Source organism: Stenotrophomonas sp. YJH_SMC_122, from assembly GCF_059369535.1.
This window is the reverse complement of record NZ_JCAFST010000004.1, coordinates 210,139-233,399: the sequence shown is the minus strand read 5'-3', so window position 1 is coordinate 233,399 and position 23,261 is coordinate 210,139. Positions and strand designations below refer to the sequence as shown.

At 67.7% G+C, this 23,261-nt stretch carries 21 protein-coding genes and 2 tRNA genes; 19 read left to right on the top strand and 4 right to left on the bottom strand.

The window, feature by feature from the left end:
• Positions 1-43: 43 nt before the first annotated feature.
• Together AC5P66_RS08055 and AC5P66_RS08050 are read right to left on the bottom strand one after the other, a co-directional pair.
• Positions 44-850, bottom strand: a complete 807-nt coding sequence (locus AC5P66_RS08055; RefSeq protein ID WP_495216178.1) for an amidohydrolase — start codon at positions 848-850, stop codon at positions 44-46.
• 14 nt (positions 851-864) lie between these two features.
• Positions 865-2,013, bottom strand: a complete 1,149-nt coding sequence (locus tag AC5P66_RS08050; RefSeq protein WP_495216177.1) for a pyridoxal phosphate-dependent aminotransferase — start codon at positions 2,011-2,013, stop codon at positions 865-867.
• Between the two features lie 187 nt (positions 2,014-2,200).
• Between AC5P66_RS08050 and ccmA the strand changes: the two genes are divergently transcribed.
• The 11 genes from ccmA (at position 2,201) to AC5P66_RS07995 (ending at position 10,570) form a co-directional block, all read left to right on the top strand.
• On the top strand, positions 2,201-2,830 hold the full coding sequence (ccmA, locus tag AC5P66_RS08045) for a heme ABC exporter ATP-binding protein CcmA (protein ID WP_049438347.1): 630 nt from the start codon (positions 2,201-2,203) through the stop codon (positions 2,828-2,830).
• On the top strand, positions 2,827-3,522 hold the full coding sequence (gene ccmB, locus AC5P66_RS08040) for a heme exporter protein CcmB (protein ID WP_049438348.1): 696 nt from the start codon (positions 2,827-2,829) through the stop codon (positions 3,520-3,522). Before ccmA ends, ccmB begins: the two co-directional genes overlap by 4 nt.
• Before the next feature lie 43 nt (positions 3,523-3,565).
• The gene (ccmC, locus tag AC5P66_RS08035; RefSeq protein WP_099496128.1) at positions 3,566-4,336 is read left to right on the top strand and encodes a heme ABC transporter permease CcmC; all 771 of its coding nucleotides are present in this window, start codon (positions 3,566-3,568) and stop codon (positions 4,334-4,336) included.
• Positions 4,333-4,521 (top strand): heme exporter protein CcmD, encoded by a 189-nt coding sequence (locus AC5P66_RS08030; RefSeq protein WP_495216176.1) that lies wholly within the window; start codon positions 4,333-4,335, stop codon positions 4,519-4,521. Before ccmC ends, AC5P66_RS08030 begins: the two co-directional genes overlap by 4 nt.
• Positions 4,518-4,979: a cytochrome c maturation protein CcmE gene (ccmE, locus tag AC5P66_RS08025; protein ID WP_005417653.1), complete on the top strand. Its 462-nt coding sequence runs from the start codon at positions 4,518-4,520 to the stop codon at positions 4,977-4,979. Before AC5P66_RS08030 ends, ccmE begins: the two co-directional genes overlap by 4 nt.
• The gene (locus AC5P66_RS08020; protein WP_495216175.1) at positions 4,980-6,899 is read left to right on the top strand and encodes a heme lyase CcmF/NrfE family subunit; all 1,920 of its coding nucleotides are present in this window, start codon (positions 4,980-4,982) and stop codon (positions 6,897-6,899) included.
• Between the two features lie 8 nt (positions 6,900-6,907).
• Positions 6,908-7,525 (top strand): DsbE family thiol:disulfide interchange protein, encoded by a 618-nt coding sequence (locus AC5P66_RS08015; RefSeq protein ID WP_049412438.1) that lies wholly within the window; start codon positions 6,908-6,910, stop codon positions 7,523-7,525.
• 4 nt (positions 7,526-7,529) lie between these two features.
• Positions 7,530-7,979 carry a cytochrome c-type biogenesis protein gene (locus tag AC5P66_RS08010; protein ID WP_049412441.1) on the top strand — a complete coding sequence of 150 codons (450 nt, stop codon included), beginning with the start codon at positions 7,530-7,532 and terminating at the stop codon, positions 7,977-7,979.
• On the top strand, positions 7,973-8,962 hold the full coding sequence (locus AC5P66_RS08005; RefSeq protein WP_495216174.1) for a tetratricopeptide repeat protein: 990 nt from the start codon (positions 7,973-7,975) through the stop codon (positions 8,960-8,962). The genes AC5P66_RS08010 and AC5P66_RS08005 overlap by 7 nt, the downstream gene beginning before the upstream one ends.
• Positions 8,963-9,112: 150 nt before the next feature.
• Complete coding sequence (gene metX / locus AC5P66_RS08000) at positions 9,113-10,225, top strand: homoserine O-acetyltransferase MetX (protein WP_100478479.1); 1,113 nt, start codon at positions 9,113-9,115, stop codon at positions 10,223-10,225.
• Positions 10,226-10,570 carry a DUF1294 domain-containing protein gene (locus tag AC5P66_RS07995; protein ID WP_049411676.1) on the top strand — a complete coding sequence of 115 codons (345 nt, stop codon included), beginning with the start codon at positions 10,226-10,228 and terminating at the stop codon, positions 10,568-10,570.
• Between the two features lie 78 nt (positions 10,571-10,648).
• On the opposite strand, the gene cydC is transcribed toward AC5P66_RS07995, so the two are convergent.
• Together cydC and cydD are read right to left on the bottom strand one after the other, a co-directional pair.
• Entirely contained in the window at positions 10,649-12,322 is a 1,674-nt protein-coding gene (gene cydC / locus AC5P66_RS07990; protein WP_180879234.1) for a thiol reductant ABC exporter subunit CydC, read from the bottom strand.
• The gene (gene cydD, locus AC5P66_RS07985; protein WP_099495878.1) at positions 12,319-14,064 is read right to left on the bottom strand and encodes a thiol reductant ABC exporter subunit CydD; all 1,746 of its coding nucleotides are present in this window, start codon (positions 14,062-14,064) and stop codon (positions 12,319-12,321) included. The genes cydC and cydD overlap by 4 nt, the downstream gene beginning before the upstream one ends.
• 228 nt (positions 14,065-14,292) lie before the next feature.
• On the opposite strand from cydD, the gene AC5P66_RS07980 reads away from it, so the two are divergent.
• From AC5P66_RS07980 to pgaB, 8 genes are all read left to right on the top strand, one after another.
• A complete protein-coding gene (locus AC5P66_RS07980; RefSeq protein WP_049411667.1) occupies positions 14,293-15,882 on the top strand; it encodes a cytochrome ubiquinol oxidase subunit I in 1,590 nt (529 codons plus the stop codon).
• 15 nt (positions 15,883-15,897) lie between these two features.
• Positions 15,898-17,049 carry a cytochrome d ubiquinol oxidase subunit II gene (cydB, locus tag AC5P66_RS07975; protein ID WP_099495877.1) on the top strand — a complete coding sequence of 384 codons (1,152 nt, stop codon included), beginning with the start codon at positions 15,898-15,900 and terminating at the stop codon, positions 17,047-17,049.
• Positions 17,050-17,107: 58 nt separating this feature from the next.
• Entirely contained in the window at positions 17,108-17,224 is a 117-nt protein-coding gene (cydX, locus tag AC5P66_RS07970) for a cytochrome bd-I oxidase subunit CydX (RefSeq protein WP_005410354.1), read from the top strand.
• Positions 17,225-17,279: 55 nt separating this feature from the next.
• Positions 17,280-17,356, top strand: a tRNA-Pro gene (locus AC5P66_RS07965).
• A gap of 140 nt (positions 17,357-17,496) precedes the next feature.
• A tRNA-Pro gene (locus AC5P66_RS07960) sits at positions 17,497-17,573 on the top strand.
• 224 nt (positions 17,574-17,797) lie between these two features.
• On the top strand, positions 17,798-19,003 hold the full coding sequence (locus tag AC5P66_RS07955; protein WP_495216173.1) for a CynX/NimT family MFS transporter: 1,206 nt from the start codon (positions 17,798-17,800) through the stop codon (positions 19,001-19,003).
• 342 nt (positions 19,004-19,345) lie between these two features.
• Complete coding sequence (gene pgaA, locus AC5P66_RS07950; protein WP_495216172.1) at positions 19,346-21,373, top strand: poly-beta-1,6 N-acetyl-D-glucosamine export porin PgaA; 2,028 nt, start codon at positions 19,346-19,348, stop codon at positions 21,371-21,373.
• 1 nt (position 21,374) lies between these two features.
• Positions 21,375-23,261: a poly-beta-1,6-N-acetyl-D-glucosamine N-deacetylase PgaB gene (gene pgaB, locus AC5P66_RS07945; protein ID WP_049412623.1), complete on the top strand. Its 1,887-nt coding sequence runs from the start codon at positions 21,375-21,377 to the stop codon at positions 23,259-23,261.

Below are 23,261 nucleotides of genomic sequence, written 5' to 3'. Positions count from 1 at the left end.
GATGCAGGCGCGCGCGCTGGTGCGGTGGTGTTCAGGCCGTCGCTCAGGCCTGTTCGTCCAGGTGGAAGGCATCGGCATCGAGCATCGCGGGGAAGCGCGCGCGATGCGTGGCCAGGGCATCGGCCGAGATGGTGGTGGTGACCACCTGTTCGCGTTCGCGGATCTCCACCTGCGGCTGGCCGAGGAAATCCAGCACCGCGCTGTCGCCGGCGTAGTGCAGCTGGTTGCCGTCCACGCCAACGCGGTTCACCGCTGCCACGAAACACAGGTTCTCGATCGCACGCGCGCGCAGCAGGGTCTTCCACGCATAGGCGCGCGCCGACGGCCAGTTGGCGACGAAGATCTGCAGGTCGAAGTCCAGCTGCTGAGGACGCTCCACGTTGTAGCGGTTGCGGCAGAACACCGGGAAGCGCAGGTCGTAGCAGACCTGCGGATTGATCCGCCAGCCCTTCCATTCCACGCTCAGGCGCTCACGGCCAGCCGCATAGCGCTCGTGCTCGCCGCCGTAGCGGAACAGGTGGCGCTTGTCGTAGTGCTGCAGCCCGCCATCGGGCGTGGCGAACAGCAGGCGGTTGTACACGCCCTCGCCGTCGCGCAGCTGCACGCTGCCGATCACCGCCGCGTTCATGGCCTTGGCCTGTTCGCGCACCCAGGCCACGGTCGGGCCGTCCATGCCTTCGGCCTGGGCGATGGCCTCGTTGGAGAAACCACTGGTGAAGGTCTCCGGCAGGATCACCAGGTCGGTGGTGCCAGCCAGCGGTGCGAGCAGCGCGCCGTAGTAGGCGCGGTTGCCGGCCGGATCGTGCCAGCGGGTGTCGCCCTGTACGAGGGAAATGCGCAGGTCCTGCATGTCTACGCCTCCGCTCACAGCAGGCGCAGGCGTTCGATCGCCGCGTCCATGGTCGCTTCGTTCTTGGCAAAGCACAGGCGCACCAGGCGCTGGCCGGCCGGAGGAGTCTCGTAGAACGGCGACAGCGGGATCGCGGTCACGCCCTTCTCGATGGTCAGCCACTTCACGAACTCATGGTCCGGCAGGTCGCTGATGGCCGAGTAGTCGACCAGCTGGAAGTAGCCGCCCGGCACCGGCAGCGCCTTCAGGCGGGTGCCGGCCAGCTGCTCGCGGAAACGGTCGCGCTTGGCCAGGTAGAAGGCGCCCAGTTCCAGGTGGTGTTCGGGTTCGTCGCGGATCATCGCGGCGAAGCCGTACTGGGCCGGGCCGAAGCTGGTGAACGTGTTGTACTGGTGCACCTTGCGGAACTCGGCGGTCAGCGCCGGCGGGGCGATCGCATAACCGATCTTCCAGCCGGTGCAGTGGTAGGTCTTGCCGAAGCTGGAGATCACGAACGCGCGCTCGCGCAGCTCCGGGTAGCGCAGCGCCGACTCATGGCGACGGCCGTCGTAGATGATGTGCTCATACACTTCATCGGAAATCAGGTAGATCTGCGTGCCACGCAGCAGCTCGGCCAGCGCCTGCATGTCCTGCGCCGACAGCATCGCGCCGGACGGATTGTGCGGGGTGTTGACGATCAACATGCGGGTGCGCGGGGTGATCGCTGCACGCACGCGATCCCAATCGACGGCGAACGTCTGCGGATCGAGCGACACATGCACCGCCTTGGCGCCGGCCAGGTCGATCGCCGGCTCGTAGCAGTCGTAGGCCGGGTCGAGCACGATCACTTCCTCGCCCGCACGCACCACGGCGTGGATGGCGTTGAAGATGGCCTCGGTGCCACCGCTGGTGACGGTGATCTCGCTGTCCGCATCGACCTGCGCGCCGTAGCAGTCCAGCGCCTTCTGGGCGATGGCCTGGCGCAGCGGGGCCACGCCGGTCATCGGCGGGTACTGGTTCAGCCCGGCGGCCATCGCCCTGGCGGTCTCATCGATCAGGCGCTGCGGCGCGGAAAAGTCCGGGAAACCCTGGCCCAGGTTGACCGCGCCGTGTTCGGCGGCGAGCTGGGACATCACGGTGAAGATCGTGGTACCGACCTTGGGCAGCTTGGTGGTGGGTTGCATCGGCCTGGACTGTGGGGAACAAGGCCTCCGAGTTTACGCAATCCACGCGTCGGTAGTGCCGGCCGCTGGCCGGCGCCCCTGGGACGATCTGCGACGTCGCGTCGCATCTGCCGGCCAGCGGCCGGCACTACCGTCGGCATTCACCGCTACAATTGCGACCGCACTCCGGCATGAAGACCCCTGCCCCTTGGACACCCCTGCATTGCTGGCCGCCAGCGGCCTGAGCTTCTCCCGCAATGACGAGCCGGTGTTCGGCCCGCTGGACTTCCATGTGGACGCGGGTGAAGCCCTGCTGGTGCAGGGTGGCAACGGCGCCGGCAAGACCACCCTGCTGCGCGTGCTGGCCGGCCTGGCCCGGCCCGGCACCGGCCAGGTGCGGATCGACGGCAAGCCCGCCAGCAACGCCGAGCGTGCGCGCTATGTCGCCTATCTCAGCCACCTGCCGGCGCTGAAGCCGGACCTCGGCACGCTGGAGAACCTGCACTTCCTGTGTGGCCTGCACGGCCGCCGTGCGCGGCAGATGCCCGGCAACGCGCTGGCCATCGTCGGCCTGGCCGGTTACGAGGACACTCTGGTACGCCACCTGTCGGCCGGGCAGAAGCGGCGGCTGGCACTGGCGCGCATCTGGCTGTCGCCGGCGCCGCTGTGGCTGCTCGACGAGCCCTATGCCAACCTCGACCTGGAGGGCATCACCCTGGTCAACCGGATGATTTCGGCGCACCTGCGCGCCGGTGGCGCTGCGCTGGTCACCACCCACGGCGCCTATGCCGCACCGCCGGTGCGCACCCGCCAGCTCGACCTCGGCGGTGCCGCATGATCGCGCCGGGCACCGAACCGGGCCTGTGGCAGACCGCAGGCGCCCTGCTCAAGCGCGACCTGCGCCTGCTCTGGCGCCGCCGCGGCGACGCGCTGCAACCGCTGCTGTTCGCGGTGCTGGTGGTGGTGCTGTTCGCGCTGGCCCAGGGTCGTGAGCCACGACTGCTGGCCGCCACCGCCGGCGCGGTGCTGTGGCTGGCCGTGCTGCTGGCGGGACAGCTGTCGCTGGATTCGCTGTTCCGTTCCGATGCCGAAGACGGCTCGCTGGAACAATGGCTGCTGGCGCCGGTGCCGCTGGCCTGGCTCGTACTGGTGCGTGTGCTGCTGCATTGGGCGACCACCGCGCTGCCGCTGATCGTGGTCAGCCCGCTGCTGGCCGAAATGCTGCATCTGCCGCATGACCAGCTGCCGATGTTGCTGGCATCGTTGCTGCTGGGCACGCCCTTGCTGAGCCTGATCGGTGGCGTGGTCGCCGCACTGACCGTTGGCATCCGGCGCTCTGGTATTCTCGTGGCGCTGCTGTCGTTGCCGCTGTACGTGCCGGTGCTGGTGTTCGGCGCAGGCAGCCTGGCGGCAGCCGGACGCGGGCAGGATCCGGTCGGTGCGCTGCTGATGCTGGGCGCCGGCCTGCTGCTTGCGCTGGTGCTGGCGCCGCTGGCCACTGCCGCTGCAATACGTATTTCTCTGAGTTGACCGAGCTGAGAGCCAATCCACCCCTGCTGGATAGCCGTCACGCATGAATCCGATTGTCCGCTGGTTCCACCAACTCGGTTCGCCTCCCACGTTCGACCGTTTCGCTGCCCGCTGGTCGCGGGTGTTCTACCTTGCTGCAGTACCGGTGCTGCTGGTCGGCATGTGGCAGGCGCTGCTGGTGGTGCCGCCGGAAGCCAAGCAGCTGGACAGCTTCCGCATCCTCTACATCCACGTGCCCAGTGCCTGGATGAGCCTGTTCGTGTTCGCGCTGATGGCGCTGTATGCCGCGATCGCGCTGATCTGGCGGATCAAGATCTGCGAGATCCTGGCCATGGCCTGCGCGCCGATGGGCGCCGGCTTCACCCTGATCACCCTGCTGACCGGCAGCATCTGGGGCAAGGGCACCTGGGGCACCTGGTGGGACTGGGACCCGCGCATGACCAGCGAACTGGTACTGCTGTTCCTGTACCTGGGCGTGATCGGCCTGTACCACGCCATCGAGGACCGCCGCAGCGCCGCGCGCGCCGCTGGCCTGCTGGCCATTGTAGGTGTCAGCCTGCTGCCGGTGATCCGCTATTCGGTGGACTGGTGGGGCGGCCTGCACCAGCGCCAGTCGATCAACGTGTTCGGTGAATCGGCGATCAGCAGCGCGATGATCGCGCCGCTGTGGTGGATGGTGATCGGCACCAAGTTCTGGTTTGCCGGTTCGGTGCTGGCCAAGGCCCGCGCCGACAATCTCGACCGCGAGGCCGGCAAGGCCTGGGTCGGCGGCCGTGTCGATACCGCGCGCGCCTCCCGGGAGGCCCAGCCATGACCCACCTGCCCTATGTGATCGGCGCCTACGCCGTATTCGTGCTGGTGCTCGGCGCCGATGCCCTCGGTTCGTGGCTGCGCCTGCGCGTGGCGCGCCGGCTGGCACTGGCCCGGCAGCAGCGCAAGCAGACCCGCGCCGGCAGGCAGGACGCGGTGCCGCCGCTGTCGACGGAGCTGGAACGATGACCCCGGTACAGCGTCGCCGCCTCGTGTGGGTGCTGCTGGCCCTGCTCGCCTCCGGCCTGGCCACCGCGCTGGTGGCGATGGCGCTCGAGCGCAACATCGCCTACCTGTACACCCCTTCGGAAGTGCTGCGCGGCGATGTCGATGCACAGTCGCGTTTCCGCTTGGGCGGCATGGTGGTGAAGGGCTCCTTCAACCGCCCGGTCGGCTCGCTGGAGGCGCGCTTCGAAGTGACCGACGGCGATGCACAGCTGGCGGTGACCACCTCGCGGATCCTGCCGGACATGTTCGCCGAAGGCACCGCGGTGGTCGCCAGTGGCCGCCTGCAGGACGGTGTCTTCGTCGCCGACGAAGTGCTGGCCAAGCACGATGAGAAGTACGTGCCGAAGGAAGTGGCCGACAAGATGGGCGATGCCCATCGCAAGCACGACGTGCCGGTGACGGCCCCCGAGGTGCGCTGAGTGCTGCCCGAACTGGGTCAGATCCTGCTGTTGTGTGCGTTGCTGGCCTCGCTGCTGCAGGCCGGCCTGCCGCTGGTCGGTGCGCATCGCAACAACGCGGCATGGATGGCGGTGGCGCGGCCTGCCGCCTTCGCGCAGCTGCTGCTGTTGGCCGGCGCCTTCGCGGTGCTGACCGCCGCGTTCGTGCAGCAGGATTTCTCGGTGCGCTACGTGGCCGAGAACTCCAATTCGCTGCTGCCGCTGATCTACCGCTATTCGGCGGTGTGGGGCGCGCACGAGGGCTCGCTGCTGATGTGGGCGCTGGTGCTGGCATTGTGGACCGGCGCGGTGGCGCTGTTCTCGCGGCACCTGCCGGCATCGGTGCAGGCGCGCGTACTGGCGCTGATGGGTGTCGTCAGCGTCGGCTTCCTCGCCTTCCTGATCTTCACCTCCAATCCGTTCCTGCGCCTGAACCCGGCGCCGCTGGAAGGCCGCGACCTCAATCCGCTGCTGCAGGATCCGGGCCTGATCATCCACCCGCCGATGCTGTACATCGGTTACGTGGGCTTTGCGGTGCCGTTCGCGTTCGCGGTGGCGGCATTGCTGGAAGGTCGCGTGGATGCGCGCTGGCTGCGCTGGACGCGGCCGTGGACCAACGTTGCCTGGGGCTTTTTGACCCTGGGCATCGCATTGGGCAGCTGGTGGGCCTACTACGAGCTGGGCTGGGGCGGCTGGTGGTTCTGGGACCCGGTGGAAAATGCCAGCTTCATGCCGTGGCTGGTCGGTGCGGCACTGATCCATTCACAGGCCGTCACTGAAAAGCGCGGCACCTTCGGCAGCTGGACCCTGCTGCTGGCGATCGCCGCCTTCGCGCTGTCACTGCTGGGCACCTTCCTGGTGCGCTCGGGCGTGCTGACCAGCGTGCATTCGTTCGCCGCCGATCCCTCGCGCGGCCTGTTCATCCTGGTGTTCCTGTCGGTGCTGGTGGGCGGCAGCCTGCTGCTGTATGCGCTGCGTGCCAGCAAGCTGAGCGTGGACGCCGACGATCCGCGCCGTGGCTTCACCGCCACCTCGCGCGAGACCCTGCTGCTGGCCAACAACCTGCTGCTGGCCACCGCCTGCGCAATGGTGCTGCTGGGCACGCTGTACCCGCTGCTGGCCGATGCGCTGTCGCTGGGCAAGATCTCGGTCGGCCCGCCCTACTTCGGCAGCCTGTTCCTGCTGCTGATGGCACCGATGATCCTGTTGCTGCCGTTCGGCCCGCTGGTGAAATGGCAGCGTGACCAGCCCTCGCGCGCCTCCGCGCTGCTGGCACCTTGGCTGGGACTGGCGCTGCTGCTGGGCGCGCTGGCCTGGTGGCAGGCGCCGCAGAACGGCTGGAAGGCCGGCATCGGCGTCGCCGCTGCGGCCTGGGTCGCACTCGGCACCGCACGCTTCGTCTGGCAGCGCCTGCGCGGAAATGGCCGCTTCACCGCCGAGATGCTCGGCATGATCGTCGCCCACGCCGGCATCGCCGTGTTCCTGGCCGGCGCCCTGCTGGTCGAAGCGCTGAACGTGCAGCGTGAAGTGGCGCTGGCACCGGGCCAGCAGCTGGTGGTCGGTCGCTACGAAGTCCGCTTCGAAGGCGTGGACCATCGTGAAGGGCCGAATTTCATCGCTGATCGAGGCCACCTGCGGGTGTTCCGCAACGGCCGCGAGCAGGCCCTGCTGCATCCCGAGAAGCGCCAGTACGCCAGCGGCGGCCAGGTGATGACCGAGGCCGGCATCGATGCACGCTTCGACGGCGATGTCTACGTGGCATTGGGCGAGCCGCTGGGCAACAATGCATGGGCGGTCCGGGTGCACATCAAGCCGTTCGTGCGCTGGATCTGGCTCGGCGCGCTGCTGATGGCCCTGGGCGGATTCATCACCGCCGCCGACCGCCGTTTCCGTCGTCCGTAGGAGTTCCCATGTCCGAGTCCCCCGCCCCGCGTCCCTCCCGCCCGCTGCCGCCGGTAGCCATCGTGATCGGCGTGCTGTTCTTCTTCGGCCTGCTCGGGCTGATGATCTATGGGGTGATGAAGTCGGGCGACCCGCAGCGCGACGTACTGCCGTCGGCACTGATCGACAAGCCGGCGCCGGCGTTCGCGCTGCCGGTGCTGCACGACCCGGCGATGATCGTGCGCAGCGATGAGCTGCGCGGCGCGCCCTATCTGCTGAACGTCTGGGGCAGCTGGTGCGCGGCCTGCCGTGAAGAACACCCGGTGCTGACCCGTTTCGCAGAAAGCAAGCGCGTGCGCGTGATCGGCTACAACTGGAAGGATGACCCGACTGACGCGCTGCACTGGCTGGAACAGCTGGGCAACCCGTTCATGGTCGTGCTCAGCGACGTCGAGGGCCGCACCGCGATCGACTGGGGCGTGACCGCCGCACCGGAGACGTTCCTGGTCGATGGCAGTGGCATCGTGCGCTGGAAGTACAGTGGAGCGATGACCCAGCGCGTGGTCGACGAGAAGCTCATCCCGGCACTGCAGAAGATCGAGAAAGCGCAGGGCAGTGCCGGCAACACCCTGCATACGGCGCCCTGAACCCATGCGCTGGCTGCTGGCGTTGCTGCTTCTGACGCTGCCGCTGGCCGCGCTGGCCCAGCAGCCGCTGCACGATCCGCAGCCGCTGCAGTTCCGCGATGACGCCGAGGAACGCCGCTTCCATGACCTGGCCGCGCAGCTGCGCTGCGTGCAGTGCCAGAACCAGTCGCTGGCCGATTCGAACGCGCAGATCGCCCAGGACCTGCGCCGCGAGGTGCTGCAGCTGATGCAGCAGGGACACGACGACGCACAGATCAAGCAGTTCCTGGTCGCGCGCTACGGTGAGTTCGTGCTCTATCAACCACCGTTGCAGCCGGGCACCTGGCTGCTGTGGGGTGGCCCCCTGCTGGTCCTCGGCGCCGGTGCACTGGTGGTGCTGGGCATCGTCCGCCGACGTGGACGCGCCGTCGGCGCGGCGCCGGCCGGCAAGGCCGATGAAGGAGACGAATGGTGAACCATTGGCTGCCGGTGCTGGCCGGTCTGGTTGCTGCGCTGATGGCAGCCCTGGTGCTGTGGCCGTTGCGCCACCACGGTCGCCGCGGTTTCGTGGTCGGCGTGTTCGCACTGGGCGTGGCCGGTGCCTGCCTGTACCTGCTGATCGGTGATCCGCGTGCAGCACAGGTACAGCCGACGCCGTCGGTAGCCACCCTGCGCGATGGCGTGCAGGCCCTGCAGGATGCACTGAAGCGCGACCCTCAGCGTGCCGATGGCTGGGCATTGCTCGGGCGTTCGCAGGCCGAACTGGGCAATGCCTCAGCTGCGGCAGACGCCTTCGCGAAGGCCGCCGAATTGGCACCGGATGATCCGGGCGTGCTGGTGGAAGCCGCGCAGGCGCGCGCGCAGGCTGATGCCGGCAAGCAGTTCGATGACACCGCGATGGCCTGGTTGCAGCAGGCACGTACACAGGCCCCCGACGCCGAGCGCGCCAGCTGGCTGCTGGGCATCGCCCTGCGGCAACGCGGAAAGAACGCCGAGGCTGCGGACGTGTGGAGCGGCCTGCTGCCGCGACTGGAACCGGGTGCCGCGCAGGCGCTGCAGGCGCAGATCGCGATTGCCCGCGAGGCCGCCGGCCAGGCGCCCGATGCTGGCGCTGCGGCGCCACCGGCGCTGCTGCAGGTGCGCGTGCAGCTGCCGGCACTGAAGAACGCCGAGTGGCCAGCCAGCACCCAGGTGTTCGTGCTGGCCCGTGCCGTCGGCGGCCCGCCGATGCCGGTGGCCGCTCGCAAGCTGCCGCTGAGCGGATTCCCGGACACGGTCGGGCTGGGTGACGGTGACAGTCCGATGCCAACCGCACCGCTGTCGGTCCATCGCGAAGTGGAAGTGCTGGCACGCATCTCGCGCACCGGCAGTGCCAATCGCAGCGAGGACGACCTGCAGAGCGTTCCGGTGAAGGTAAGCCTGCCGCATGAGGGCGTGGTGGAGCTGCGGTTTCCATAACGCGCCGCCCGGTAGTGCCGGCCGCTGGCCGGCAACCACGCAGGCGCATCAGGATTCATGAGGTTGCCGGCCAGCGGCCGGCACTACCTGCATCGCCGATGGAAACCAGCGTGTCGCCAGCTCCACATGCGGCCCCGCTAGAATGCGTGCATGACCGAATTCATCCCGCCCGGCACCCGCTTCCACGCCCTGCCCTCGCCCTTCCCGTTCAAGCGCGGTGGCGCCCTGCATGGTGCACGGGTGGCCTACGAGACCTGGGGAACGCTGGCGACTGACGCCAGCAATGCGATCCTGATCGTGACCGGCCTGTCGCCGGATGCGCATGCGGCGGCCAACGAGGCCAATCCGGCACCGGGCTGGTGGGAAGCGATGGTTGGCCCCGACAAACCCATCGATACCAACCGCTGGTTCGTGGTGTGCGTGAATTCGCTGGGCAGCTGCAAGGGCTCGACCGGCCCCGCTTCGCTCAACCCGGCCAACGGTGAGCCCTACCGCCTGGACTTCCCCGAGCTGTCGATCGAAGACGGCGCTCGCGCCGCGATCGAAGTCGTGCGTGCGCTGGGCATCGGGCAGCTGGCCTGCGTGGTCGGCAACTCGATGGGCGGCATGACGGCCCTTGCCATCCTGATGCTGCATCCGGGCATCGCGCGCAGCCACGTCAACATTTCCGGCAGCGCGCAGGCGTTGCCGTTCTCGATCGCGATCCGCTCGCTGCAGCGCGAGGCGATCCGCCTTGACCCGCGCTGGAATGGCGGCCACTACGACGATGCCGAGTACCCCGAGTCCGGCATGCGCATGGCGCGCAAGCTGGGCGTGATCACCTACCGCTCGGCGCTGGAGTGGGATGGCCGCTTCGGCCGCGTGCGGCTGGATTCGGACCAGACCGACGACGATCCGTTCGGCCTGGAATTCCAGGTGGAAAGCTATCTGGAAGGCCACGCACGGCGCTTCGTGCGTTTCTTCGATCCGAACTGCTACCTGTACCTGAGCCGCTCGATGGACTGGTTCGACCTGGCCGAGTATGCCGACGGCGACGTGCTGGCCGGGCTTGCGAAGATCCGTGTGGAGAAGGCGCTGGCGATCGGCGCGAACACCGATATCCTGTTCCCCGTGCAGCAGCAGCAACAGGTTGCCGATGGCCTGCGCGCCGGCGGCGCCGATGCGCACTTCATCGGCCTGGAATCGCCGCAGGGCCATGACGCCTTCCTCGTCGATTTCGAGCGTTTCGGCCCGGCCGTGCGCGGCTTCCTCGACGCATTGTAAGTGGCGTGGCGGCGTAACCTCGCACTGGCCGCGTTCGGCGCGTTGATCGCGCTGATGATCAGCGGCGTGCTGCCGCTGTGGCTGGGCGGCTGGTGCCTGCTGGCCAGCGCGGTGTCGTTCGGCCTCTATGGCCATGACAAGCGCGCGGCGCAGCGAAAGCAGTGGCGTATTCCCGAGCGCACCCTGCAGCTGCTGGCCTTTGCCGGTGGTTGGCCCGGCGCACTGCTGGGCCAGGCGATGTTCCGCCACAAGCACCGCAAGGCCGCGTTCCAATGGGTGTTCTGGCTGTGCGTGCTGGCCAACGTGGCCTCGATCGCGGTACTGCTGCGCGAGTTCTCGCGGTAACGCCCGCAATCGGTAGTGCCGGCCGCTGGCCGGCAACCTCATACGCTCCAATTGCCGGCCAGCGGCCGGCACTACCATTCACGCTTCGCGGACCAGAGCCCCATCACGCAACCGGTACTGCGCATCGACCACGCCTTCGGGCAGGTCGTCGTGGGTGATCATCAACAGGCTGCGCCCGTCCAGCAACCCGGAAAGGTCCTGCAGCAGCGCACGTGCGGTATCCACGTCCAGGCCTTCGGTCGGTTCGTCCAGCAGCAGGATCGGCGCATTGCGCAGCAGCGCGCGCGCCAGTGCCAACCGCCGCGCCTGGCCGGCCGACATCGTCGCGCCGTTCTCGCCCACCCAGGCCTGCAGGCCACCATTGTTCCCGGCCCAGTCGCCCAGGCGCACCCGACGCAGCACCGCCCACAACGCTGCGTCGCTGGCATCGGGATCACCCAATCGCAGGTTTTCTGCCACGCTGCCGGCAAACACCGGTGCGTTCTGTGGCAGCCACGCCAGTTGCTGGTGCCACTCAGCCTGGGCGAAGTCGCGCAGGTCGCGGCCACCATAGGTGATTCGCCCCTGCTGCGGATCCCACAGCCGCAGCAGCAGGCTGGACAGCGTGGTCTTGCCACTGCCGCTGTCGCCGCGGATGGCGATGCGTTCGCCTGGCGCCAGGGTCAGCTGGAGGCCGGACAGCACCGGCCGCGCCGCGCCCGGCCACTGGAAATGCACATCGTCCCAATGCACGCGCGCGGCTTGCGGCACCGGCTGTGGCACTTGCGGATCGTCCACCGTCGGCGGTTGCTCGACGATCGCCTGCAGGCGATCGGCGGCAATGCGCCCGGACTGCAGCGACTGCCAGGCCAGGCCCATGCCGGCCCACAGTTCGATCAACGCCACGGTCAGGAACACGAGGCCCGCCGCCATCTCCGGCGCGATGCGCTGCTGTTCGGCGGCGTGCAGGGCCAACGCCAGCATCGCCACCAAGCCCAGCCCGGCCACCAGGCCGTGCAGGGTCGAGGCCGCGATCAGGCGCCAACGGCGGCGGCGGTCGCGCGAGGCCAGCTGCTTGGCTGCCACGCGCACCTTCAGCTGCCACGCGGCATCGGCATGCAGCGCGGTCAGATCTCCCGCCCCTTCCAACCCTTCAAAGGCCGCGGTGCGCAATGCGGCGCGATGCGCGGCGCGGTCGGCTTCTTCCTCATCGTGGCCACGCACGCCCAGCCACGGCACACCGAAGGCGATCAGCAGCGCCAGCACCGCCAGCAGCACTGCCGCCGACGGCAGGATCAGCGCCGCCGATGCAACCGCCACCACCGACAGCGCACCCAGCGCCACCAGCGGCCCGATCGCCCGTACCAGCAGGCCATCCACCTCGCCGATGTCGCCCAGCAGGCGCGCCAGCAGCTCGCCAGTGCGCGTAGCACCCAGCCGTGCCGGCGCCAGTGGCAGCGCGCGGCGGAAGAACCAGACGCGCAGATCGCGGGCGATGCGCAGGGTGGCATCGTGGCCCACCAGCTTTTCGAAGTAGCGCGACACGATGCGCGCCATGGTCAAGCCACGGATACCCGCGGACGGCGAGAAGAAATTGAATCCCTGCCCCATGCCTGCGGCACCGGCCAGCGCGGCCGCAGTGAGGAAACCACCGGACAGGCCCAGCAATGCAGTGCCGGCCAGCATCGTGGTCCACAACAACAGGATCGTCAGCAACAGGCGCGGACGATGACGCAGGAACACCGCGCGCAGCGAATCGGGCGAACGGCTCATGCGCGCACCGCCTGTGCCGGTTCCACCAGGCGGCCTTCCGGCAACAGCAGGCAACGATCGGCCCAGGCGATCACCGCCGGGCTGTGGGTGGCGACCACCACGCTGCGGCCACGTGCATATGCGGCCAGGCTGCGCAGCAATGCCGCCTCGGTATCGGCATCCAGGAACGCGGTGGGTTCGTCCAGCAGCAGCACCTGCGGATCACACAGCAGGAGGCGGGCCAGGCCGATGCGACGCGCCTCACCACCGGACAGGCCGAAGCCACGTTCGCCGATCACCGTATCCAGCCCCTGCGGCAGGCGCTGCGCAAACTGCAGTACCTGCGAAGCCTCGGCCACCGCGCGCAGGCGCGCATCGCTGGCGCCGGGATCGGCCAGGCGCAGGTTGTCGGCGATGCTGCCGTGGAACAGGTACGGACGCTGGCTGGCATAGGCCACCTGCACGCCGGGACGCACCTGCAGCTTGCCGGCACGCGGCGGCAGCCAACCGGCCAGCGCCTCCAGCAGCGTACTCTTGCCGGCCCCGCTGGGACCGACCAGGGCCAGGCGCTGGCCCGGTTCCAGCAGCACGTCCAGATCCCGCAGCACATCGTGCGGTGCGCCCAGCGGACGCAGCACCAGCCCCTGTGCCCGCAGCGGCGGCAGCGCGGCCTCGGCCGGTTCCACCGCCAGTGGCGCAGCTTCGTTCTCGATCAGGCCCTGCTCATCGGGCAGCGACTGCAGCAGGCGCTCCACCTCGGCAGCGGAAGCCAGCGCATTGGCACGGTCGTGGTAGTGCGCGGCCAGCCGTCGCAGTGGCGCATAGAATTCCGGCGCCAGCAGCAGGCAGAACAGGCCCGCCCCCAGCGTCGGTACCGCTGCATGCAGCGACATCATGCCCAGATAGCTCAGCCCGAGGTACAGGGCGACCATCGCCACGCTGACCGAGGCAAAGAACTCCAGCACCGTGGACGAGAGGAAAGCGATGCGCAGAACCTTCAGGGTGCGCACGCGCACGCCTTCGGCAGCCGCCTCGATCCCCTCCAGCTCAGCCTCGCCGCGGCCATACAGGCGCAGCAGGCCCAGGCCCTTGATGCGGTCGGCGAAATGGCCGCTCATCCGCGCCAGCTCACCCAGCTGCGCGCGGCCGGCCGCTTCGGCCCCCCAGCCCACCAGCATCATGAAGAACGGTACCAACGGCGCAGTGAGCAGCAGGATCAGCGCCACCACCCAGTCGACCCAGGCTACGGCGGCCAGGATCAGCAGCGGCACCACCACCACTTCGGTGCGTACCGGCAGGAAACCGCTGTAATAGCTCTCGATCGCATCAGCGTGATGCAGCATCAGTTCGCCCAGTTCGCCGGTGCGGCGCTGGCGCAGCCACAGCGGCCCATGGCCAAGCAGGCGCCCGAACACGCGTTCACGCAGGGCCAGCCGCGCGGCATCGGCCACATCACCGGCGGCGGCCTGGGTGGCGCTGCCCAGCAGCGTGCGCGCCACCAGGATCGCCGCCAGACCGCCCAGCACCGGCAACCCCGAGGCCAGCGGCGCGCGCTCCACCAGCACCTGCTGTACCAGCCAGGCGATGGCGGCCGCCTGGCCGATCAACAGGGCACCGGACAGGCTGATGCACAGTGCCGCCAGCCGCTGGCGGCCTCGAGCAGGCCGCGCCAGATCGGCCAGCCACGCGCTGCGGGCGCGCCGCTGGCGGGTCGTTTCGGCGTCCCGGGACAGGGCGTCGGGGGTTGTGTCGGCAGCGCTCAAGGGGTCTTCACGGGCAACGGGGGAGACACGGCATTGTAGGCGCAGGCAATGGCCGGCCTCTGCGGCCAGCGGTCGCAGTCTTCATCGGGTTGGCATACGATCAACCGGGGCACCTGTTCATACATTGATCTGGATCAAGGCTGTTTGAAGTAGTCGGTCACATCATTCACGTCGTAGACCACCCTTCCCGCCACCTGCAACGGCACTATCCAACGAGGTAGCCAGGCCATGATTGATCAGACAGTCGTAGAACTGTCGCGGCTGCAATTCGCGCTGACCGCGATGTACCACTTCCTATTCGTACCGCTCACCCTCGGCCTGTCCTTCATGGTGGCCATCATGGAGAGCGTGTACGTGATGACCGGCAAGGAGATCTGGCGCAGGATGACCCTGTTCTGGGGCGTCCTGTTCGGCATCAACTTCGCCATGGGCGTCGCCACCGGCATCGTCATGGAATTCCAGTTCGGCATGAACTGGTCCTACTACAGCCACTACGTCGGTGACATCTTCGGTGCGCCGCTGGCGATCGAAGGTCTGATGGCCTTCTTCCTGGAAGCCACCTTCGTCGGCCTGTTCTTCTTCGGCTGGAGCCGCCTGAGCAAGGTCAAGCACCTGATGGTGACCTGGCTGATGGCACTGGGTACCAACCTGTCGGCGATCTGGATCCTGGTCGCCAACGGCTGGATGCAGAACCCGACCGGTGCGGTGTTCAACCCGGAAACCATGCGCATGGAAGTGGTCGACTTCATGGCCGTGGTGTTCAACCCGGTGGCGCAGGCCAAGTTCGTGCACACCGTCAGCGCCGGTTATGTGACCGGTGCGGTGTTCGTGATGGCGATCAGCGCCCTGTTCCTGCTGCGCAACAAGCACAAGGACCTGGCCCGTCGTTCGTTCGCGGTGGCCGCAGCGTTCGGCCTGCTGTCCTCGCTGTCGGTGGTGGTGCTGGGTGACGAGAGCGGTTACGCCGCCAGTGAACACCAGAAGATGAAGCTGGCCGCGATCGAAGCGATGTGGGAGACCGAGCGTGCGCCGGCCGACTTCACCGCCTTCGGCATCCCGAACCAGGACACCCACCAGAACGACTACGCGGTGAAGATCCCCTACCTGATGGGCCTGATCGCCACCCGTTCGTTGAACCAGCCGATTCCAGGCATCCTGGAACTGGTCGAGCGCGCCGAACACCGCGTGCGCGGCGGCCAGCTCGCCTACGGCGCGCTGGAACGCCTGCGTGCGAACAAGAACGACGTGGAAGCGCGCGAGATGTTCGACCGCCACTGGCAGGACCTGGGCCACGGCCTGCTGCTCAAGCGCTATCGCGATGACATCCTCAACGCCACCCCGCAGGAAATCTCGCAGGCGGCGATGGACACGGTGCCGCGCGTGATGCCGCTGTTCTGGACCTTCCGCGTGATGGCGGGCCTGGGCTTCTACCTGATCGCCTTCTTCGCGCTGGCCTTCTACTACTCGTGCCGCAACAACTTCCAGGACAAGCGCTGGTTCCTCAAGCTGGCCCTGTGGACGCTGCCGGCACCGTGGATCGCGATCGAGTGCGGCTGGTTCGTGGCCGAGTATGGTCGCCAGCCGTGGGCGGTCGATGGCGTGCTGCCGACCTTCTATGCGGCATCGGGCCTGGCGCTGCATGAAATCGTGCTGACCCTGGCCGGCTTCACCGCGATCTACACCGCGCTGATCGTGGTCGAGATCAAGCTGATGCTCAAGGCGATCCGCAAGGGGCCGGACGAACTGCTGCCGTCGCTGCAGTCGCCCCAGCCGCATGCTTCCCACATTGCCTCGGCGCCGGCCGCCGGCCAGGCCTGAGGCAGGAGAACCAAGATGGATTTCATTCTTCTGGACTACACCACGCTGCGCGTGATCTGGTGGCTGCTGCTCGGCATCCTGCTGATCGGTTTCGCCGTGATGGATGGTTTCGACCTGGGCGTGGGCACCCTGCTGCCCTTCGTCGCCCGCACTGATGCCGAACGCCGCCGGGTGATCAACACCATCGGCCCGGTCTGGGAAGGCAACCAGGTGTGGCTGATCCTGGGTGGCGGCGCGATCTTCGCCGCCTGGCCGCCACTGTATGCGGTCAGCTTCTCCGGGTTCTACCTGGCGATGTTCGTGATCCTGTTCGCCCTGATCCTGCGTCCGGTCGGCTTCAAGTTCCGCAGCAAGATGCCCAGCGAACGCTGGCGCAACACCTGGGACTGGGCGCTGTTCATCGGTGGCTTCATCCCGGCGCTGATCATGGGCGTGGCGGTCGGCAACGTGCTGCTGGGCGTGCCGTTCCATTTCGATGACAGCATGCGCATCTTCTACACCGGCTCGTTCTTCGGCCTGCTGATGCCCTTCGCGCTGCTGGCCGGCCTGCTCAGCGTGTCGATGCTGGTCGCCCACGGTGCCGCCATGCTGGTGCTGAAGACCGACGGCCCGGTGGCCGAGCGTGCGGCCCGCTTCGGCAGCATCGCGGCAATCATCGCCTTCGTGCTGTTCGCAGTGGGTGGCGCCTGGGTGGCCTTCGGCCTGCCGGGTTACCAGATCACCTCGCAGGTGGTTACCGATGGCGCCACCAATCCGTTGCTGAAGACCGCCGAACTCGGCGCCGCCGGTGGCTGGATGCGCAACTACAGCGCGATGCAGGCCACGATCCTGGCCCCGCTGCTCGGCCTGGCGGGTCTGCTGGCCAGTGCGGTGCTGCTGCGTGCCCGTCGTGGTGGCCTGGCCTTCATCGCCTCCGGTGCGGCCATCGCCGGCATCATCCTGACCGTCGGCTTCGCCATCTTCCCGTTCCTGCTGCCGTCCTCGAGCCAGCCCACCTCCAGCCTGACCGTGTGGGATGCCTCGTCCAGCCACCTGACCCTGTGGATCATGCTGCTGGCCACGGCGGTGTTCCTGCCGATCATCCTCGCCTACACCACCTGGGTGTACCGCGTACTGAAGGGCAAGACCACCACCGAAGAGATGGGCAACAACCCCAACGCGTATTGATTGCTTGCACGTGTGCCGACCAACGGTCGGCACCTACCCGGAATGAAGGAGACTGATCATGTGGTATTTCGCCTGGATTCTCGGTGCCGGCCTCGCCTCGACAGTGGCCATCCTCAACGGCATGTGGTTCGAAGCCCGCGAGCAGAACCGTATCGAGAAAGAAAATCGTCGCTGAGCTGTAAAAAAACCTTGCCGCCTTGGCCTTCACACGGTATCTTAGGCGGCTCCTTCGGGGTGTAGCTCAGTCTGGTAGAGCGCTACGTTCGGGACGTAGAGGTCGCAGGTTCGAATCCTGTCTCCCCGACCACTCACGTGGTCGCATAGAAGCCTGGTGAAGTCATCCAGGCTTTTTTGTTCCCTGAGGTGGCACTGCTTCGGCGGTGTGAAGAAACCAGCATTTACCCCTTGCCGCCATCGGGGTGAATCGCTAGAATAGGCGGCTCCCTTCGGGGTGTAGCTCAGTCTGGTAGAGCGCTACGTTCGGGACGTAGAGGTCGCAGGTTCGAATCCTGTCTCCCCGACCACTTCGGTGGTCACCAAGAAGCCTGGAAGACATCACTGTCCTCCGGGTTTTTTTGTACCCCGCGCCAGGCCGCCCGCATGACGGGACCTTGCCGGAGCGCACACGTACAATGGCCGCGCTGCCGGCCCACCTGCAGCCACCACTCCCCCACCTGCCGCTTCGGCGTAGACCGATGCCGGCGCTGCATGCCATTGCCGCGGCGTGCGACACCTGCAAGGACCACCGATGAGTTCCTCCACTTCCGATTCGCCGTCCCTGCTGCACGGGCGCGTGCTGGCTTTCGCCGCCATCCTGCTGGCAGCGATCAACCTGCGCACCGCAGTCACGTCGATCACGCCCCTGCTGGACGTGCTCGGCGAGCAGTTCGGCTTCGGTACCACCATGACCGGCGTGCTGGGCATGCTGCCGACCGCCTCGTTCGCGCTGTTCGGCGTGGCCACGCCGGCACTGGCGCGGCGCCTGGGCCTGGAACGCACTACGCTGCTGGCGATGCTGATGGCGATGGCCGGCCTGCTGCTGCGCTCCAGCGCCGGCAACGTCGGCACGCTGCTGCTGGGCTCGGTAATCGCGCTGGCCGGCATGGGCATCGGCAACGTGGTAGTGCCGCCGCTGGTGAAGCGTTACTTCGCCAACAAGGTCGGCACCATGAGCACGCTCTACATCAGCGTGCTGCAGCTGGGCACGATGCTGCCGGCGCTACTGGCAGTACCGGTGGCCAACGCTGCAGGCTGGCGGGTGTCGCTGGGCATGTGGGCGCTGCTTGCACTGACCGCCGCGCTGCCATGGCTGGTGCTGGCCAGGCGCGCACCGAAGCCGCTAGCCGACGCCGCCGATCCCACCGCGCAGCCGCACGGGAAGGTCTGGCGTACGTCGCTGGGCTGGAGCATGACGCTGATGTTCGGCATGACGTCACTGATGACCTATTCGATGTTCACCTGGCTGCCGCGCATCGTGGTCGAGGCCGGTGGCACGCCTGCGTTCGGTGGCGTGATGGTAGCGGTGTTCTCGGCACTGGGCCTGCTGCCGTCACTGGTCATTCCGTCGATGGCGGTACGCATGCAGAACCCGTTCCCGCTGGTGCTGATCGGCTTCTTCTCGTTCGTGATCGCCTTCACCGGGCTGCTGCTGGCGCCGATGAAGGCTCCCCTGCTGTGGGCCTGCCTGCTCGGCGTCGGCCCGTCCACCTTCCCGCTGGCGCTGACCCTGATCAACCTGCGCACCCGCACCCCGGCCGGCTCGGCCGCGCTGTCGGGCTTCATGCAGGGCGTGGGCTACAGCTTCAGCTGCCTGGGCCCGTTCCTGGTCGGCTGGCTGCATACCGTCAGCAATGGCTGGATGCTCCCGTTCAGCTTCCTGTTCGGCTGCGCCACCCTGATGCTCTGCGCCTCGTGGGTCGCCTGCAAGCCCCGCAAGCTGGAAGACCTCTGGTAGCCCGGCCGGGGCCGCCAGACGGCCCCGCCTACCGCTCGTCAGACACCGGGCGATCTTGACGCCGAACTGACAATTCCGGGCGGATAGTGCCCACGAATGCCCTTTCCTGCCGCGTGCCGGCATCGGGCATGGGGGCGGCAGCGCCGCCCAGGCCACCACTCGGTGTGCGGGGGACTCTCGTTTCAGACAAGACATTGCAGGTCGCTGTCCGGGTTGTATCCGTCTTCGCTGGGCGGGAATGCACGAAGGGAGTGACGCGGGCCACGGCCACGCCAAACACTGGCATGTGATTTGCGTCACATTTTCACGGGTTGTCTGGTTAGGAAGCCAAGGGGGTCCCCAATGGTTGTCCACCGCCGGCTGGCGCTCTGCGTCGGCCTCGCATGCACCGCTCTGGCCTGGGCCAGCAGCGCGGCTCCGTCCGACCGCGACGCGGCCCTGGCCGAGATCGGCCGCTATCGCGACCAGGCCCGCTGGCTGGATGCGCTCGGCGCAATCGAGCGCGCCAGCCAGCAGCAGCCCAACGACGATCTGCTGTTCAAGCTGCGCGTGCTGACCCTGGGCGACATCGGCAATGCCTGGCGCGCCTGGGAGCTGTACCAGCAGCGGCCGCAGCTGTTCGACGAGGCCCAGAAGCAGCGCCTGGAAGGCGACTACCTGGCCAAACTCGTGGTCTGGAGCCTGGCCTACAGCAGCAGCGAGGACAGCCGCCTGGAAGAAGCCGAATCGACCCTGGCGCGCATGCAGCGCTACCTCGGCGGCGAAGGCACCCAGCCCTCGCAGGCCCCACTGCGGATCCGCATGGACCGGCTGATCCTGCTCAACCGGCTGGGCCGCCATGCGCAGGTCCGCGAGGAAGCACGAGCCCTGCAGGCCGAAGGCCACACCCTGCCCGACTACGTGCTGCCTGCCGTGGGCGATTCGTTGATGGGCACCCTGCACCCGGAAGAAGCCATTCCGGTACTGCAGGCGGCCGTCGCCGGCGATCCGGCGCGCGACGCCTCGCATTCGGAACTGGCCTACGCCTACCTGGAAAGCGAGCAGCAGGAAAAGGCGATCGACCTGCTGCAGGCATGGCGCGACAAGGAGCCTGCGTGGCGCTGGAGCAATGGCAAATCACCGTACGCGAACTGGTCACGCTACGAGGCCGATCTCAACCTGGCGATGGTGCGCGCTTACAGCGGCGACCTGGTCACTGCGCAGCACGATCTGGAGTCGATGGTGGACATCGCACCCGGCAACGGAGGACTGCAGAGTGCGCTGGGCAGCGTCTACATGATGCGCGGCTGGCCACGCAGGGCGCTGCAGCGACAGCAGATGGCACACGCGCTGGACCCGCGTGACATCGAACCTCGGCTGGGCATGGAAGAGGCCTACGTCGCCCTGCAGCGCGACGACCTGGCGCGGCCGCTGCACGATGACCTGGTTGCACGCTATCCCACCCAACCGGCAGTCGAACGCATGGGCCAGGCGTGGCGTGCGCATCGCGGCTGGCAGCTGAAGGCATGGACCGACATCGGTCGCAGCTCCGGTGGCGGTGGCACCTCGCCACTGGGCAACAACGATCGCCACTACGGTGTGGAAGTGGAGACACCGATCCTTGATGACCGCTGGCGGTTGTTCGCCCTGGCCGACCGGCGCTCGACCGATTTCCAGGACCAGCGCATCGATCCCCTGTGGCTGGGTGCGGGCGTGCGCTACCGCTTCGGGCAGCTGGATGCGGAAGCGGCCGTCCTGCGCGCCAACGACCACATCGGCGATACCGGCCTGCGGGTCGGCGTCGGCTGGCAGTTCAACGATTACTGGCACGCCGGGCTGGTGGCCGCGCGCAATGATCCGGAAGCCTCGATGCAGGCGCGCGTGGCCGGCATCACCGCCGACAGCGTGAGCGCACAGGTGGACTACCGGCGCAGCGAGCTCACCCACTGGGCGTTCGGCGCCAGCCGCTTCCGTTACGACGATGGCAACCACCGCGAACTGTTCAGCATCAGCATTGAACAACGCCTGCTGACCCGCCCGCGCTGGCTGATCGATGGCCTGGGCAGTGCCTACACCAGCCGCGGCAGCCGCGACGATGCACCCTACTTCAACCCGAAGCGCGACCGCATGGTCGAGATCGGGCTGCGCATCGACCAGCAGCTGTGGCGGCACTACGAGCGCCACTTCCGGCATCGCCTGACCGTCTCGCTGGGTGACTACTGGCAGGACGGTTTCGGCAGTGCGCTGGTGCCGACGGTGTCCTACATGCACGAGTGGCAGCTGGGTCCGGGCCGCGTGCTCGAATACGGCGTGCGCTGGTCGCGACCGGTCTACGACGGGCATCGCGAACGTCATATCGGCTTCGAAGCCGCACTGCGCTGGGGAGACTGACATGGCCTGCTTCCTGCGACTGATCGTGCTCCTGCTGCTGGCCATTACGCCACCGGCCTTGGCGCAGCAGGCCGCGCATCTCGATGCAATCGACAATGGCCTGCTGATCCTCAGTTACCACGACATCCGCGACCAGGTCGCGGCCAAGGGCGATGCCGATACCTATGCGGTGAGCACGCAGAACTTCGCCGCACACCTGGACTGGCTCGGCGCGCATGGTTATCACCCGGTCTCGCTGTCGCAGGTGATCGATGCCTCGCAGGGGCGGGCGACGCTGCCGCCCAAGCCTGTGCTGCTGACCTTCGATGACGGCCTGCGCAGCGTCTACGACAAGGCCTTCCCATTGCTGCAGGCCTACCGCTACCCGGCGCTGGTGGCGGTGATCACCGATTACGTGGACATGGCTCCGGGCCGCACCATCGACTACGGCTACCGCCCGTTCGGCCGCGATGACTTCGTCACCTGGGCGCAGCTGAAGCAGATGCACGACAGCGGCCTGATCGAAGTGGCCAGCCACACCGACGACCTGCACCACGGCGTGCTGGCCAATCCACAGGGCAATTCAACGCCCGCCGTGGTCACCCGCATCTACAGCCCGGCCACGCACAGGTACGAGACTGAAACGCAGTATGAGCAGCGCCTGCGCGCCGATCTCTCGCGCAGCGTGCAGCGCATCGAGCAGCACCTGGGCGTGCGCCCGCGCGCCATCGTCTGGCCGTACGCCGCCTACAACCAGTTGAGCAACGACATCGCCGAACAGCTGGGCATGCCGGTGTCCTTCGATCTGGAGGGCCGCAGCACGCCGGTGGCCAGCGACCTGCATGGCCTGGCGCGCTTCCTGGTCAGCGACAACCCGACCGTGGAAGGGCTGGCCTACGAGCTGCGCCGCGATGTCGCGCTCGATGGCATCCGTGCCCTGCAGATCGACCTGGATGATGTCTACGACGCAGACCCGGCGCAGCAGGCACGCAACCTCGATGCGCTGGTCGAACGGGTCAAGCGCATCGCGCCGACGCACGTCTACCTGCAGGCCTTCGCCGATCCCGACGGCAACAACACTGCCGATGCGCTGTACTTCCCAAACCGGCACATGCCGATGCGTGCGGACCTGTTCAGCCGCGTTGCCTGGCAGCTGAAATCCCGCGCCGGCGTGAAGGTCTACGCATGGCTGCCGGTGCTTGGCTTCGAGCTGCCCGACCCGGCGCAGCGCAAGGCGCTGGCGATCCGCAACGGCGATCCCGATGGCATGTACCGGTTGGACTTCACCACCCCGAAGGCCCGCCAGATCATGCTCGACATCTACGAGGACCTGGCGGTCAATTCCTACTTTGAAGGCCTGCTGTTCCATGACGACGGCTACCTGCGCGACACCGAGCTGCCGGCACTGGCAGCCGGCGGCGATGGCAGCGCGCGCACGCAGGCGCTGATCAGCTTCACCCTGGCGCTGCGCGACAGCGCGCAACGCTGGCGCCCGAAATTGGCCACCGTGCGCAACCTGTACGCCGAGCCGGTACTCCGCCCGCAGAGCGAGGCCTGGTTCGCGCAGCGCCTGGACCTGTTCAACAAGGCCTATGACCAGACTGCGCTGATGGCGATGCCGTGGATGGAAGGCAGCAAGCACCCCGAGCGCTGGCTGGATCAGCTGCTGGCCGCAGTACGCGCACACGACCCGCAGCTGCAGCACACCCTGTTCGAGCTGCAGACCGTCGATTGGCGCAACGGGCAACCGATTCCTGCCGAGCGCCTGCGCGCACAGATCCGCCAATTGCAGGCACAGGGCGTGCACCACTTCGCCTGGTACCCCGACGACTTCATCGCCGACCAGCCCTCCACCCGCGATGCCCGCGCGGCGATGTCCGCCGGCACCTTCCCGTACCCGGAGAAGTGA